Here is a 15,336-nt window from a genome sequence, read left to right as displayed (position 1 = left end):
CTCGGCTTAGGTTCTCCTCAAAATAAACGGGGAAAGGTAAAGCACTTAAAATTTAAAGCAGCAATTTACGACCTGTATCTTCATAAGAAAAGATTCTCGCAAGCTACGGTCAGAATTCGAATGTCATTAAAGCACTGGCGCCTTGCGCGAAGTTCCATTCCATTCACGGTTTTCCGATACTGCTAATCTTTTCTCGATAAGCTAACCCGATAAGCGAGCCGGCGATTACGAATTGAATAATATGAAACGCAGCTTGAACTACAAACCACTCAGTCATAAAATTAACTTGGATTTTTGCAGCATTGGCGATGGTCGAGACCGAGTATAAAAATATCCCCGTTATCAAACCGAATTGAATCCCGCGCTTAATCGGATTTTCTCCGTCCTTACGATAAAAAGGATACAGATATGCGAGAATTAGCCCTTGAATTAGCATCGACCCGAATCCTAACGGGATTATAGGGTCCTTCCTATTATAGATTCCAAAGGATTCATACAATTTACTAAAAATGACGAAATGCCAGACTACACCCAGTATGAATGTGGGGATGAGATAACCAAAAACGGCTATGGTATAGTTTTTCATCCGAATCTCCCTTGGATTACTTGTGAAAAGCAAGCTATATTTATACTTGTATTTTACAAGTAATATTTTATCCATAGGCATGACCGGAAAACACGAGTCCCATTGTCCTATTGCTTTCGCTTCGGATATTTTCTTTGATCGATGGTCGCCGCTTATTTTGCGTGACATTCTATTTAAGAATAAAAAATATTATAACGAATTTCTGGACTCGGAAGAATCTATTTCGACGAACATATTAGCGTCCCGCCTACAATATCTTGAGGAAACAGGACTTTTATATAAGATTCAAGATCCGGCGAACTCGAAAAGATTCGTATATTCTCCTACACCCAAATGTCTAGATCTTATTCCGATATTTTTTGACATCATTCGTTGGAGCGCTCGTCATGACCCTCGAACGGAAACTCCTAAAGCATTTATCAATAGCATTAACAGAAATGAAAAGGAAGTTGAGCGAAATATTAGAAAACAGTTTCGAGTGAAATAGCTTTGAGTTTAGAAAATAACGACAAATCGATTGCTTCTTCCTTTTATGCAGGAGGCTTTCATGAATCATCCGGAATTTTATCGATATCAATAAGAACAACTTCCGTTCGCGTATGTTAAGAAAAAATCTTCAATTAGAGATACGGTCCTTCGACATTACGTCGATCTAGCAGAAAGACCGGAAGTTCGATCAAATTTAAACGAAACTTCCGGAAGTCTCTAACTTCCTTACATGCGAACTTTAATCAAGAATCTTGCGCTTCATTTCTTCCAAATTGATGGATTTGATTTCGAGTCGGACAATTCCCCAAATTCGTAAGAACTAGTTCTCTTCGATGACATCTATGTGGAGAAATCCGAAGTGAAAAATTTCACCCGAAGAAAGGAAGATCCGGTCGACCTCTATTTTTGAGGACTTTAAAGCGCAGGGTCTTTCGCGGAAAACCCTGCGAAGATAAAAAAGAAAAGTGGATTTAGTTTCTTTATTTAGTGGGGGGTCTAAAAATACCTTTCCCCGTAGTAAAATAGGAAAATAAACTTGTTTTGATCCAATGGGTCCAACCTGGTGCGCAATCATTGTAGCACTCGACGTTCGGCGTAAGGCCTTCATGCGTGAAGTTCAGCTCCGTCATGCCGTTATTTTCATTGAGGTCAAAAATTAATTTAGTTTTTGCCCATTCTTTTTTATCGGAATACCAGGGCATGTTGCAATCAGTAACTAGCCAAACGACTCTTTTATCGGGGATCAATTCTTCGACCGTAAAATTAAAGAATGAATCGCCACCCATATTTACGGTAAATTTATCATCTTGCTTTTCGGAGTTTCCCGCAAAGGTTATTCCCCACCATTCAGGTATTTTACTGATCTTTTTGATCGCCTCGCTTGCGCTAATTTTTGCAGAGATACTGCTGTTAAAATCGTTCTTAACCATTTTGTTTACCTTCTAATCTACACTTTACGTATTCTTAACTTAAATTTTACTTCCGTCGAACTTTCCTTCAAATAGAGATTCTCGCCGATAGTAATCCAATTGAGATCTCGGAAAAGTGGATATCTTTAATTCAAGTTGAAACTCGATCATCTTCGAAGATTCAGTCATCGCTTGTTCTCCTCTTTTCTGATTGCCTCTTTTACCTTTGCTACGTCCGGACCTTCTCCGGTTCCTTCGTACTTAGATAGGTCCTCGTCAATTCCGACCAGCCGGAACACTTGTCCTCCTGGAGCTTGGAAGTAGAAATGGGGATCCGGAATCTCTATCTTTCTCACGCCGAAATCGAGAAGTCTCAGTTTCATTTCTTCAACGTTGTCGGATTTAAGCTCAAGCCATACCGATTTTCCGGTGCGCTGGAACTCACTCTCGTCAGAGTGATCCCCATAGAGAATTCCCATATGGAAATTATCTCCCATTCGAATGTCGTCCGCATCCTCTCTCACTCTCATTAGATTGCAACCAAGGATCTCAAGATAAAATCTTCGAACTCTTTCCTTCTCTACCCGAGGAACTATATGTGCTGTATGATTTCCAAAAATTGCCCTTGCCATAATTACTCCCCTATCCGCGCTTCAATTGCACTCTAGTAGTATAAACTCGATACTTTGAAAGAACGCTGGAATTATTTTTTCTCACTTGAAACACTCCCAAATTGCTTCGGGAACATATCTAAAAAGTAGTTCCAACCTTTTTCATGAGATTTTGCCTTGTCATCTTCAGGAAGGTTGGAATGCACTAGCGTCATCAGTGTTTCGTCTCCCTGTTTCCTGAAGGTTACCGTAACCGTCGACTCCCGTCCTAGCGTGTTCGGTGACATCCAAGTATGTCGAATACGACTTGGTCGTTCTACTTCAGTAAATAGCCCGTAATGCGGGGTGTCCTTAGTGGTCCAGTAAAACATCCCATCTACTTTCGGATCTAAGAGAAGCTTATCAGCCATATGCCAGGGGTTGCCCGGAATTTTCGGATTTAGCCATCCATCGAACACGTCGCTCGGCAGGGCCGGGATTGTTCGCTCAAACTTGAATTCAAGAGTCTTCTCGGATTTACTCATTTCTTTTTCTCCTTAAAATATCGCTCGAACTGATCGAGGCGTTCGTTCCAGAACCGTTCGTATTCATGCATCCACCCCGCTACCTCGCGAAGCGGTTCAGCTTTAAAGGAGATGAGCACTTCGCGACCTTGTTTTTCACGATTAATCAGCCCTGCACGCTCGAGCAACTTGAGGTGCTTAGTGACAGCGTTCAAAGCCACATCAAATTGTTTTGCAATATCGGTAAAACGAGTCGGTCCGGATTCCGCCAGCTTTCCAATAATCGCTCGCCTGGACGGATGCGAAATGGCTACGAGGACATCGGTTAATTGGTCCATATAAACATTACACCATAAGGTGTAATGTTTATCAAGTTTTTTTTGTTCCTCGGCGCCGAAATGAGATGCGTGAAGGCATCGAGAGTTTAAAAGTCACGTCTGCATGGAAGTGATGTAATTATGACGGTTGTCGGAGATGCGCGCTTTGTTATGTGCTATCATCAAAGCAGAAATTTATCACAGACGATAATAGAGAAATAACCTATCAAACGATCAGTGAAAATAAAAGATTTTTGGGGCGGCGTAATGCCCAGAATAATCTTATCGATAGGATAAATAATATTGTTTAAAAATTTCATAAATATTATGACCTTAAAAAAATACCGCATCCATTTATTATTCGAGAGATTTCTCAGAATGCTAATGATCTATCATTTCGGGCCCGCAAAACGCCAATCTGTTCTTAAAAGCCGATCGGATTAGTGCAAAGATTTTTTTAAGATTGATTCCGACTCGGAAAAGATACGCTAGACTTTGCTGCAGCCGACGGAGTCTTTCCCCTAAATGTCAAATCCCATCCGCTTTCCCCGAAGTGCATTAGAGTTAGCCGTTGACATTGAGCGATCGGTATTTGCGCGGCGTTTTCCGGCGAGCTGAATTCATAAGCCAGGGCTGTCGCAGCCCTAGTCTCAGGATTGTTCGGCTACAGAGTGAACGAATTGCGTTAGTTGTAGCGATCTTTCGCGTAATCGCTCGCCCTTAGGGCACATGCCGCCGGTCTTCCCCAGCGTGCAGACCGATGGCCGATACAGGAAAGTTATCAATGGCCCGTTTAGAGTCGGGATCGGATGCAATTGCATTTCTAATTAATATCTTTATAACTGATATTTTTCAAAACATAAATCTGTTTTTTAGCGACATTAGCCCGACAGATGAAGATGTCTTCAAAAAATTAAGGTAAAAACCATGTTGACATAGGAAAATCAAAGGAATTAAAATCTCGAAGTTGATAATCGAATTAAAAGAATCTACTTTATCCGAGTAAAAATGATCACGAAACCCGAATTCGAAACATTAGAGGCCGTTCAAAATTACTACGGCAAAGTGCTACAATCAAGTAAGGATTTGAAAACCTCCGCCTGTTGCAGTATCGAATCAATCCCCTCCTCGTATCTTCCGATTATAAATAAAATTCATCCCGAGGTTAAGGATAAATTTTACGGATGCGGATCGCCTCTCCCACCCGCTCTTTTCGGTAAGACCGTTTTGGATTTAGGATGCGGATCCGGTCGAGATGTTTATCTCTTATCAAAGCTTGTGGGGGAAGACGGATCTGTTATCGGAGTCGATATGACCGAGGAACAGCTACGGGTGGCCAGCTCCCATCAGGATTATCATAGAAATCAATTCGGTTACGAAAATTCTAATGTCTCGTTCAAAAGGGGCTATATCGAAGATTTAGAATCTTTAGGAATCGAAGATAATTCCGTCGATCTGGTAGTTTCCAATTGCGTAATCAATCTCTCGCCTAATAAAGCGTCGGTATTTTCCGAAATCTTTAGAGTCCTAAGACCGGGAGGAGAATTATATTTCAGCGACGTATTTGCCGATCGAAGAATTCCGGAAGAACTCAAAGAGGATCCTATTTTATTGGGGGAATGTTTGGGAGGAGCCTTGTATACGGAGGATTTCCGTAGGCTTCTTTTCCAGTTGGACATCAAAGATTTTCGGATCGTTTCCCAATCCAAGATAAATTTGCAAAATCATGAAATAGAAACGAAAATCGGAAATGTGAATTTTTTCTCCATCACCTATCGTGCATTCAAAATCCCTTTAGAAGACCGTTGCGAAGATTTCGGACAGATTGCGTTCTATAACGGAAATATCGAGAATTTCCCCTTTAGATTCGTACTGGATGATCACCATATATTCGAGACCGACAAACCCATGTTAGTCTGTGGAAACACCGCGGATATGCTGTCCAAAACCCGTTATAGCGAATACTTCCGGGTTATAGGAGATAAGTCTAAACATTTCGGCCTATTCGACTGCGGGCCTTCTTCAGTCGGAACACAAATATCGCAATCAGGAGCCTGTTGCTGAAACCGTACAAATAAAAACCGCGGCGCATAAAACCGATTACAGTAAAAACACCTTGTAATTTAATAATGCGTGATAAACGATTGCGAGCCTCATTCCCCAGCGATCAAACCTAGTTAGAAACTATATCGTAAGTACAACCCGATTCGGATTGAGCGAGTCTAACTCGGAGAGCTTCACCTCTTCTTCTTTCTCTCCGCGCAATACATCCGTTCGAGTTTTCAAAAACGATAATTCGATTTCTTGCTCTTTTCTTGATGTTTAAAGTCTTGAATAAATTATTTAGGATCTACTCCCTACATTCCACAATTTTAAAGTCCTTTTATCAGTAAGGCGATCTAAACCGTAGGCCTTTAAACCTTTTAGAGCCGAATATTCATTTAAGTAGAGTGTAGAATTCTCTGGGCGTATATAAGAGTAACTAGCTAAGAAAGAATATTTGACACTCCTTTGGATTCCCTCGCTTACAGCATTCGAGACTCCGACCTTTGACCGACGATTCCTCGCCCAAACATTCCTTTTATGATCCTTAGCCCGAGCATTATGATTGATAAATCTAAAATTTCTATTTAAGAGTTCCAGCCAAGGACAGCCATCGTCAGCAAACAGTGGAGCATCTTTAGGAAGAAAATCCGGTAAAGGCGGTATAGTTCTCTGCCTTTGATCTTAAGCAGAATTTCCCGAATTCCGAGAATTACTTGTATAAGATGAACCAAGTTTTGAAATTCAATTCTTAACTTAAAGCCGTAAACCGAATGAAGCATAGAGTCCAAAAGAGAAAATGCCGAATCGAAAAGTCCATCTGCAAGACACCTGTCCTCTTTGGATTCGAACAAATTTTCGATCATTTATAAGACGCGCGTACAGGCATTTTAATAAAAGAGAATCTTAGACAGAATTTTCGGACCGGTTTTTACCTCGAGCAAAGCTAGGCATACCCTTGCCGCTTAAGAAGCGAATTCAGAATTGAATTTTTAATACTCAGAAAATCTAATTCCCGATCATCAAGGCATTTCAAAGAAGGATGAAGTTTCGAATATGATTCCTTCTTATATTTTCTGCTTCCAAAATCATTTAATCCTTCCGAAATTCCCGTCCGAACAAATAGCATTTCATACCAATCGGATATCGGAAACGTATCGCTGACTTCGCTAAAATACTTTTCGACGCCGGTTATTACGTCTGCAATGAATTCGAATATCCAAATTGTTATTTCCTTTGGTTGCCCATACTCTTCAGACTCGGTCAAATGAGATTCAAACGGATAAGTCTCGTATCTAGGTACGCTTAAAGGCCCGGAAATTTTCTTTCCATTGCCGTACGGGTTAAGAAGATAACATTTTATTGAATTAAGAAAGCTTTGAATATTAGTTTTTTTGTACGAGCTATTAACGTATGACATATATTCCGATAGAAACCTTTTGAAGGAATCAGTTTCCTCATCCTCCTCTGGATTCCAATTCGGAGAAAAACCAAGGTATTCGATGGAACGAAACGAAAGTATCATCGCAGGCATAAATAAAGAATTATCAAGAGAAACTAAAATGTCTCTAACTACGTGATCATAAAATTCGAACTTTATTCGTTTCAGCTTTTCTTTAAATTCTGACATATTGGATCCTTTCACCCATCCCGTTTAAAAACAGTACGTCAATTTCATTGAACATTCAACCAGGAATCTATTGAATCAGCCGATTGAATCCACCACCCGGCCGATTCGCCGATGGAGCGCAAGTCGGGGTCGCCATGATCAATCAATAGACTACGATTTGCCGCGAGCAACATACTAAGATCGGTAAACGCATCCCCGGCTGCAAACCCGATTTCGGAAGAGGTAATTTCGCGAATTGCTTTTACTTTACCGTCATTAAATGTCAATGGCTCTTCGATTTCAGGGAGCATGATTCCTTGCCTGGATTTTAAACGCATGCCGCGCACACGACTCGGTTCCAATCCGAATTCTTGAGCGGCGACTTGAACACAGCATTCGGGAGAAGCGGTAATGATCCACACTTCCCAATTTCTTTCCTTCAACAATCGAATCAGCTCCAATAAGGGTTTACGGATTCGGAGTCGAATATCTATAGAACGCCCGCCAGTTAGAATAAAATCGTTTCTACTTTGCTTCTGGTTCTCTACGAATACATATCTAGCAATTTTCTTAAGCTCTTCCTCAGACATACCGGAATAGATAACTCTGGTCCAACGGTACGCAGCCTCCGGCCCTTCTTCCTCGGAAACTGTAAAATATAATCCTAAAATCTCCTCCACCAACCGTCCGTAACTCTGTGTATCCTTATGCTTCCGGAATGCTCGCCAAAGATCTCGCCAAACGGATATAGTTTCAACCGGTAGAAAAGGATCCTGCAATTGTTCCCAGAATTCGTCTAAATCCGCCCGTAGGAGTCCGTTCGTCAGGATGTATTGCATCGTAGCCACGCCGAGATCTCCACGGATAAGCGTATTGTCAAAATCGAAACAGGCAAGCTGCGGCGGTCCGGATATCATCTCCTCGAAGCCATATCGTATGTTGGAATTCCAAACAGCGGAAAGCATCAATTTTTGCTAATAGAGTAAACCCCTTTTTTGCGAAGCCAACGACGACGTCCTTTTTCACCGATCCATTTTAGGATCGGTGACAGCCATCCTATTAACCAAGGAAATACGGCAGCCAAGCGGGATACCAGACCATCACTGTAGGGTACATAAATTTCCAGGATTCCGGTTTTCGCTCCGCGCAATACGGCACGTGCAACATCGTCCGGAGATTTCACTGCATTTACCCAGTTCAATACGGTTCCACCGTTTAGCGCTTCATGCATTAGCATAGGTGTGTCCACTGCAGCTGGATAGATTCCGGAGACCTTAATTCCCGTGCCTCGCAATTCTTCGCGAAAGGCTGTCAAAAAACCCCTAAGGCCGAATTTGGCGGCGGAATATAAAGCGGAATCTTCAAGAGCAACGATTCCGCCCATAGAAACGATAGAAACAACTGCGCCGCGCCCTTTTTTTAACATAAGAGGAACTAGGCCGTGAATTAAACGGATCGGGCTGAGCAGATTAATCCTCGCGTGACGATCGATTTCGCTTACATTCTGTCTAAGAAACGGACCTTCTTTCGTAAATCCTGCGTTATTAATTAATAATTCAATGTCCGGGTATTTTTGCTCTATCATTTGAATCAATGCATCCACGTCGGACGGGTTTGTTTGATCACATACGACTGTTTTCGGAGGACGAGACAATTTGCCTACTATCGAGGACATTTTCTCTTTGCTAATGTCGGATAGAATCAGAGTAAACCCGAGCTTATCCAATCGGATTGCAATGGCCTCCGCAATCGCACCTCCTCCGCCCGTGATCAACGCTATTCTTCTAAGAGGATGATCCAAGGCAGTATTCACAGGCTCGCTCCTACGACTTTTTCCGCAGAATTGGAATTCGTTATTTTTAATTTATCAAATTGCCTCGGTTTAAGTTGCGGCCAGTTCATTGCTTGATGCATTTTCGAGAGATATTTTCGATATGCGACTTGGTTTACATAAACGGCATGTCGACCTGTGTCGAGGTAATGAATTCCTCCGTTTAGCAAAGGATGATCGGATTCGATTAATTTTTGAAATCTCCTAGCGGATTCCTCCCCCTTTCGCTTGGCCTCGATATAAGCTGCAATTATATTCGCCATTTCATCGAACATTTTATAGGCGCCTCCATCGGTTTCCATAAATCCAAGAACATATAAATTCTCATATTTACGATGGAATAAGGTTAGATACAAATCCGTGGGACGACCGTTTTTCCATTCAAAGTATTGATCCATATAGGGGATCGACCAATTGTATCCGGTTGCAAGTACGATCATATCGATCTTTTCCCGAGTCCCGTCCTTAAACTCCACAAAATTTCCGTTCAATCTTTCTATATCGCCTTTCGCAATCACATCACCATGGCGCAAATTATGCAAAAGCTGATCGTTTACAATCGGATGTGTCTCGAATATTTTATGATCCGGCGCGGGCAGTCCGAGCTTAGTGACGTCGCCGATCAAAAATCTCAAAAGTTTCCCGAGAACCCATTGCGAGAACCAATTCGGTATCCAATGCGCACCGTCTCCAAATACGTCGGCAGGTTGCCCTAACACATGCTTCGGAATAAAATGATAGCCACGTCTTACGCTGATAAACGCCTGCTCGGCATTGGCGCCGGCATCACATGCGATATCACAACCTGAATTGCCTGCCCCCACAATCAGTACGCGTTTTCCCTTAAACAAAGAGGCGTCCTTGTATTTTACGCTATGTAGTACTTCGCCTCTAAACGTTTCGCTACCCGGCAGCTTTGGGAAATTTGGAGACCAAGTGATTCCGGTAGCGCATACGATTCCTCCGTACAACCTTAACTCTCCGTTTCCAAGATCCACTAGCCATTTCGAACCATTTTTCTCTATGTTCTCTACGGAAGCATTGAATTCGATATGAGGGTACAAATCATATTCTCTAGCAAACGATCTGTGATAAGCTAGGATTTGCCGGTTGGATGGATAATCCGGATAGTCGGAAGGCATAGGGAAATCGGCATAATTAGAAAGGTACTTCGATGATATAAAATGTGCGCTCTTATACATCGGGGACCCGGGGTTTTCCATATCCCAGATACCGCCAACATCCGTGTGTCTTTCAATGATATGAAAGGGGATTCGACGCGACTTCAAAGAACGCCCCATCGAAAGTCCAGCCGGACCTGCTCCAACTATACATATAAAATCGGAATAATCAATAGCCTCCCTTGAACCCGACCTAAAACCGTCTCGCTGCATCACAAATTCCCTCACTTTAATACATGATCATTGATCTTTATTATATGAGCATTGCTCATGTATTAAAGTGAGGTCAAACGAAAAACCGACCCACAAGAAAAAAGTAGCCTATATAGACAATTGCGATTATCTATCCATTGTTATGAAAAAGAAGATTCGTACGCCAACGCAAAGCAGAAGTCGAGAGCGAGTAGAACTAATTTTACGTACTGCACGGGACCTTATCGGTAAAAGAGGCATAGATTCTGTTAGTATGAGAGAAATTGCCCAAGCCGCGGGAGTTCAGATCGGTTCCTTATATCAATATTTTCCCGGAAAGAATCAGCTTTTACTTACTATTATGCAGGAATACTACGATCGATTGTACGAAGGTACAAAATCTCTTTTAGAGCGAGTACGCACTATTTCCGAACTGGAAATAGCAGCGGAAAAGGCCCTTAAGCAATATATTCACCTTTTTCAAACCGATCCTGCCTTAACAAATATATGGGCCGGCATAAGGGCGGTTCCTGAATTGGGAATTGAGGATGATAAGGACACCTATAGAAATGCCGAATTAATGGTAAAAACTGCAATGCGTTGTTTCACCGGATTGCGTGAATCCGATCTTCGGCCGTTTGCACTGTATTTTAGTTACTCGATAGGTTCTATAACTCGTCTTGCAGCTGAAACAAATAATGAGCATAACAGAGGAGTAATTCGAGAATGCCGGGAAGTGCTACACCTACGCTTGGAAGCCTTTCAAAAACTGTCAGAAACACGTAAACAGGCTAAGACCAGGAAAACAAATATTTAGAATAAAATTTTCGCCAAAAGCAATTAATGCGAAAGCCTTGACGATAAAAAAAATTTACTTAATTCGTATTTGCGGCTCTCGGACCGATCAAGAAAAGAATTCCGAAAACATAATCTACCTGACTATAGGTATTTACGAAATAATCGATGGTAATGAATACAGACAAAGATCCCCCAAAAAGAACCTCAAAATAAAATGCAAGATCCGTAGATCAAATTTATCTAATGCATTTTATTTCGACAATATACTAGTATTTTCCGCCCTGAACATATTCTTCCGACAAAACGCAAGATAAGATCACCTCGATCCAATCACGAAAATTAAATTTTTCCTAATACGATTATTTAATTGAATATTGTTTCTATTCCACGAATTCGCAAAAAAGGTTCAAAACCGAAAACATATCCATAATTCAAGAATTAAAGGTTTTCACCTTCGACTATCCCGCAAATTCGCATGATAGGTACGGTAGGGAAAGGGATAATCGTCATAAAAATTGTCCAGGGTGGAAAAAAGTCTATCGCATGGATGGACATAGTAGCATTTTTCAATTTTATCGATCTGTGTCCATCGGACTCAGGATCGAAAATAATATCGTTCCAACTAGAAGGAAAAGGGCGATTATACCAAATCAGGACGATAAACGTGTACATACATTTCTTATAACTTTCGCGATTACTTTGATTAAACTTTTTTTCGTCCGGGTTATCGCTTGTTGTAGGGTCAATTTGAATCCTCTGAATATAACCTTTTTCGTAAAGGCACGATGAAAATAGCATAAAGATCGAAAATATTATTAGGATAAGCCTCATTTGGACCTCCTTTCCGGCGTATACTCTATCTTCCAACATCCGTCTTCGTGTTGAAAATGGATGTCTGTAAATGCAACAATGCTCGAATCCCGCTCCATTTCTTTCCGTAGCGCCTCTCTGATCACGTTTGTTTTTGCGCTGTAAATTCCGACCTGAAAGGCATTCAAAAAAACTTTATCACACGATTCGGTCTTTATTCTTTCTTTGGATGCGATTGACTTTAGCTCGAGAAATTCGGAGCCAATAGTCAACTGATCAAAATGTCCTAGGACCTTCCTTCCCGAACATTCACAAATAAATGAAAATGTTATGCAAAGAGATAGAAATCGGAAAAGAATCTTTTCCTTACCTATCATTCGAAAAATGCACCCAGGATTCGTAGAAAATATTTTATTCAAGTAAATATGCCAAGAGCTTAGATTTAAAGGCGACCGAATTCATAATAACCGCGGATAAATTCTGCCTATTTTGAAGGAAAAATTGCGAATCATCGATACGTAGCAAAAAATATTACTTCTTGGTATATCCATTTTCTCTGAACCAGTTTATAGTTTTTTTGACGGTAATGTCGATCGGAGTCTGTGGCAAACCAAGCTCCTTCACCGCCTTGGAGCAATTATACCATTCCATCATTTTAGCGATTCTTACTTCGCTTGAAGTAACTAAAGGAGGTTTTTTCGTTATCGAGGAACCGAACTCGAAGAGATGTCCAAGAGCGAGCGCTAACTTAAACGGCAACTTTATAGAAGGCGGCTTTACGCCAGCAATACCCGCTATTAAATTTAAATAGTCGCGAACCGTTATATTCTCATTTCCTAATAAATACCTTTCGCCCAGCTTCCCTTTTTTTGCGGCGAGAATATGACCACGGGCCACGTCCTCTACGTCGATAATATTCAATCCCCCGTCAATGTACCCTGGCATTTTCTTCTCGACAATATCGAGAATCGTTCTCCCGGACGGAGACGGTTTACTATCGTTCGCACCGATTACCAAAGTAGGATTTACGATTACGATCGGAAGACCTTTAATTGCAAGAATTCTTGCCTCGTTTTCCGCGATGTATTTGGACATCGTATAATGATCTTTCGCTTCCCAAGAATTAAAGGTTCGCTCTTCGTCTGCCTCCACGAGTCCGCTGGCAGCGACAGCGTTATTCGAGCTGGTATAGACGACTTTTTGAACTCCCGCTTCAAGGGCGGCTCTTAAAGCAGTTTTTGTTCCTTCCAGATTGATCTCATAAAACGTTTTAGGATTCGGAGCCCAATGCCCGTTATAAGCGGCGGCTAAATAGAGAGTATCACAACCCAGCAAGGCTTTCTTTATGGAATCCCCGTCGCGAATATCACCGTAAGCCTTCTCTACATCGAGTCCGGCTAGATTACCTCGACTCGGGCGGCCTTTCATAAAAAGGACCTTTACTTCCTCTCCGTCCTTGAGCAGTTCTCTTACGATAGAAGAGCCTATAAATCCGGTGGCTCCAACTACAAGTTTCTTCATCCCAAATGCCCTTCCGTGTTAGTGTTTTGCAATCGCGCAATCTCATCCTGGTATTCTTGAGCCCTCTGCATACGTTTCGATTTTTTGTAAAGACGCACTAACAGTTTCAAGACGGGTATCACCTCGGGTTTTCGACTATAAACTCTCTCAGCCATATCGATCGACCTCTCAATCCGGCCAGCTTTAGCATATTGAACGGCGCTATTAAAAATCATTTGTAGATTTGAAGGTTGAATGTTGGAATAATTTTCGGCGGCATGCCCTGCTTCCGCCGGTAGCCCCATTTGAATGTAGACACGATAAAGTAAATTCCAAGCGAGCTTGTCAGACGGACATTGTTCGATGATCTGTTTCAGAAGTATAAGAGCTGCAGAAGCTTCATTTTTCTCCAGAAGGCGAAGCGGTTCCGCAAGATTAAGCATGTTCCCTCTTTCATCGTCGATCTCCTTAGGATTAAATTTTATACTCAGTAAAGACAGATCATCCGTAAGATCTCCTGCTTCTTGGAGAAGATTACCCAGTTGCTCTAGATCCCCTTCGCTCTTTTCGACCAAATTTAAAATAGCTGTATGATCTTCGTTAATTATCCTCGTTTCCGAAGCGTCGTATCCGATCAAGATATCATCTCTGCCGTCCGAACCGATAATGACGGTATCTCCAGGCCGAATCCAACACGTTTCGATCTGCGCCTTTTCTCTGAGCATTCCTAGTTTGAAATTCGTGGCTTCTTCTGAAAGAAATGCGGCGCAACCTCCGCGCAACCGAATTGGAAATGGATGTTCGGCGTTTATGTAATAAAGAAATCCGTTTTCTTCGTCTACAAGACCGAGTAGCAACGACATCGACATGGAACCGTCAAATCCCTCAAAAACCTTATTGAGTTCATTCAGTGCCGTTCGTAACCAACGTTCCGGAAAATATCCTGAAAGAATTCCTTCTCGGTGAGTTCTTTCGATTAAAGCATGTAGCGCCGTGCCGAATACTAAAACTCCCCCGGCTCCCTGCATCGATTTCCCCATGGCATCACCATTGGCAAACACGCAATAATTGCGTCCCCGCAGAAGGATTTGATCCGCCACGCAGATATCGCCTCCGAGTTCATGCGCTTTGTCCTTAAAGGTAAAAATCTTTTTCTGCTTGATATACGAACACAATTGAACCGTTTTCGATCGAATTCGAATACCGGCTAACGGTCGAATCAGGAGCGATGTCAAAAAATAATCGCCATCCTGCTGATTCTTGAGACTACTAACTTCGTTTATGGCATCCTCGTAAGAACGATTCAGCGTACGCAGCATCAGTCCGGTAGCGCCTAACACGGAAATTATCGTAATCAGAAAATCTTCACTGCGTGCACGGGCGCTGGAATAGTCGGAGAACCAGCCGGGACGTATTTCCTGCAGATAATTGATCACGCAAATCATCGCAACAAAGAGTAACGTCGAAGCCCAATCAAACTTACGCCCGAGTAGAAGTATAAACATAATCAGCATGGGCACCAATACTATTATATTGGCACTCACAATGCCGCCGCTATACTGAATCTGAAGTAACGTTGTGCCGACCCCGATCATTAAGGTTGGTAAAACCAATCGTCTAAATTGATTTCTAACTCTTGCTAAATAGTAAAATAGTACACCAAAAACAAAAGCGATCCAAAGCCCGATCAGACTACCCGTTTCAGTCCCCTCTCGGACGAGCTCGGAGAGGAGAGCTAAACTCATGACGAAGGCCCCGGCAAGCAGCATCCCGTTCAAAATACGGTGCCTCATTTCGAAACGTTCCGACGGTCCGAGAACTAAACCCCCGAACTTCGCGAAACTTTTTCGCAATCTTAGAACTGTTTCTCTAATATTCGCTTTCATAATTATTTTCCGTCACTGTTCGAATCCCGGTCAACTTCCAGTAACTTTCTTTTTGAAGCCGGTAACCGTCGC

General features: G+C 42.0%; 14 protein-coding genes. 3 read left to right on the top strand and 11 right to left on the bottom strand.

All coding sequences use genetic code 11. The features are described 5' to 3' along the window. Window positions 1–163 precede the first annotated feature (163 nt). On the bottom strand, window positions 164–586 hold the full coding sequence (locus LEP1GSC050_RS00905) for a DUF1761 domain-containing protein (protein ID WP_010569187.1): 423 nt from the start codon (window positions 584–586) through the stop codon (window positions 164–166). Window positions 587–608: 22 nt separating this feature from the next. Here LEP1GSC050_RS00905 and LEP1GSC050_RS00900 point away from each other — a divergent pair, with 22 nt between their 5' ends. Beyond that, complete coding sequence (locus tag LEP1GSC050_RS00900) at window positions 609–1,073, top strand: winged helix-turn-helix transcriptional regulator (RefSeq protein WP_232225628.1); 465 nt, start codon at window positions 609–611, stop codon at window positions 1,071–1,073. A gap of 481 nt (window positions 1,074–1,554) precedes the next feature. Here the strand turns inward: LEP1GSC050_RS00900 and LEP1GSC050_RS00895 are convergent, their stop codons facing one another. The 4 genes from LEP1GSC050_RS00895 to LEP1GSC050_RS00880 all read right to left on the bottom strand — a co-directional run bounded on the left by LEP1GSC050_RS00895 (window position 1,555) and on the right by LEP1GSC050_RS00880 (window position 3,435). Then, complete coding sequence (locus tag LEP1GSC050_RS00895) at window positions 1,555–2,004, bottom strand: SRPBCC family protein (protein WP_010569185.1); 450 nt, start codon at window positions 2,002–2,004, stop codon at window positions 1,555–1,557. A gap of 164 nt (window positions 2,005–2,168) precedes the next feature. Further along, complete coding sequence (locus tag LEP1GSC050_RS00890; RefSeq protein WP_010569184.1) at window positions 2,169–2,615, bottom strand: VOC family protein; 447 nt, start codon at window positions 2,613–2,615, stop codon at window positions 2,169–2,171. A 71-nt stretch (window positions 2,616–2,686) separates the two neighbouring features. After that, window positions 2,687–3,118, bottom strand: a complete 432-nt coding sequence (locus tag LEP1GSC050_RS00885) for an SRPBCC family protein (protein ID WP_010569183.1) — start codon at window positions 3,116–3,118, stop codon at window positions 2,687–2,689. After that, window positions 3,115–3,435, bottom strand: a complete 321-nt coding sequence (locus LEP1GSC050_RS00880) for an ArsR/SmtB family transcription factor (RefSeq protein ID WP_010569182.1) — start codon at window positions 3,433–3,435, stop codon at window positions 3,115–3,117. The genes LEP1GSC050_RS00885 and LEP1GSC050_RS00880 overlap by 4 nt, the downstream gene beginning before the upstream one ends. 987 nt (window positions 3,436–4,422) lie before the next feature. On the opposite strand from LEP1GSC050_RS00880, the gene LEP1GSC050_RS00875 reads away from it, so the two are divergent. Beyond that, entirely contained in the window at window positions 4,423–5,478 is a 1,056-nt protein-coding gene (locus LEP1GSC050_RS00875; protein ID WP_010569181.1) for a methyltransferase domain-containing protein, read from the top strand. Window positions 5,479–6,403: 925 nt separating this feature from the next. Here LEP1GSC050_RS00875 and LEP1GSC050_RS00865 read toward each other — a convergent pair. Genes LEP1GSC050_RS00865 through LEP1GSC050_RS00850 form a run of 4 tightly spaced genes read right to left on the bottom strand, consistent with a single transcriptional unit; the run spans window position 6,404 to window position 10,291 of the window. After that, window positions 6,404–7,087, bottom strand: coding sequence for a hypothetical protein (locus LEP1GSC050_RS00865; protein ID WP_010569179.1), 684 nt, complete (start codon window positions 7,085–7,087; stop codon window positions 6,404–6,406). Window positions 7,088–7,131: 44 nt separating this feature from the next. Then, entirely contained in the window at window positions 7,132–7,983 is an 852-nt protein-coding gene (locus tag LEP1GSC050_RS00860; RefSeq protein WP_020986898.1) for an HAD family hydrolase, read from the bottom strand. 47 nt (window positions 7,984–8,030) lie between these two features. Next, window positions 8,031–8,879, bottom strand: a complete 849-nt coding sequence (locus LEP1GSC050_RS00855; RefSeq protein WP_010569177.1) for an SDR family NAD(P)-dependent oxidoreductase — start codon at window positions 8,877–8,879, stop codon at window positions 8,031–8,033. Then, on the bottom strand, window positions 8,876–10,291 hold the full coding sequence (locus tag LEP1GSC050_RS00850; protein ID WP_010569176.1) for a flavin-containing monooxygenase: 1,416 nt from the start codon (window positions 10,289–10,291) through the stop codon (window positions 8,876–8,878). The genes LEP1GSC050_RS00855 and LEP1GSC050_RS00850 overlap by 4 nt, the downstream gene beginning before the upstream one ends. 142 nt (window positions 10,292–10,433) lie before the next feature. Here LEP1GSC050_RS00850 and LEP1GSC050_RS00845 point away from each other — a divergent pair, with 142 nt between their 5' ends. Then, window positions 10,434–11,087: a TetR/AcrR family transcriptional regulator gene (locus tag LEP1GSC050_RS00845; protein WP_020987052.1), complete on the top strand. Its 654-nt coding sequence runs from the start codon at window positions 10,434–10,436 to the stop codon at window positions 11,085–11,087. Window positions 11,088–12,409: 1,322 nt separating this feature from the next. On the opposite strand, the gene LEP1GSC050_RS00830 is transcribed toward LEP1GSC050_RS00845, so the two are convergent. Both LEP1GSC050_RS00830 and LEP1GSC050_RS00825 read right to left on the bottom strand, forming a co-directional pair. Then, window positions 12,410–13,399 carry an NAD-dependent epimerase/dehydratase family protein gene (locus LEP1GSC050_RS00830; RefSeq protein WP_010569172.1) on the bottom strand — a complete coding sequence of 330 codons (990 nt, stop codon included), beginning with the start codon at window positions 13,397–13,399 and terminating at the stop codon, window positions 12,410–12,412. Then, entirely contained in the window at window positions 13,396–15,264 is a 1,869-nt protein-coding gene (locus tag LEP1GSC050_RS00825) for a PP2C family protein-serine/threonine phosphatase (protein WP_010569171.1), read from the bottom strand. The genes LEP1GSC050_RS00830 and LEP1GSC050_RS00825 overlap by 4 nt, the downstream gene beginning before the upstream one ends. Window positions 15,265–15,336: the final 72 nt, after the last annotated feature.

The sequence above is a fragment of the Leptospira broomii serovar Hurstbridge str. 5399 genome, assembly GCF_000243715.2.
GTDB lineage: Bacteria > Spirochaetota > Leptospiria > Leptospirales > Leptospiraceae > Leptospira_B > Leptospira_B broomii.
Note: the sequence above shows the minus strand (reverse complement) of the source record. Positions and strands in the feature narration are given on the sequence as shown.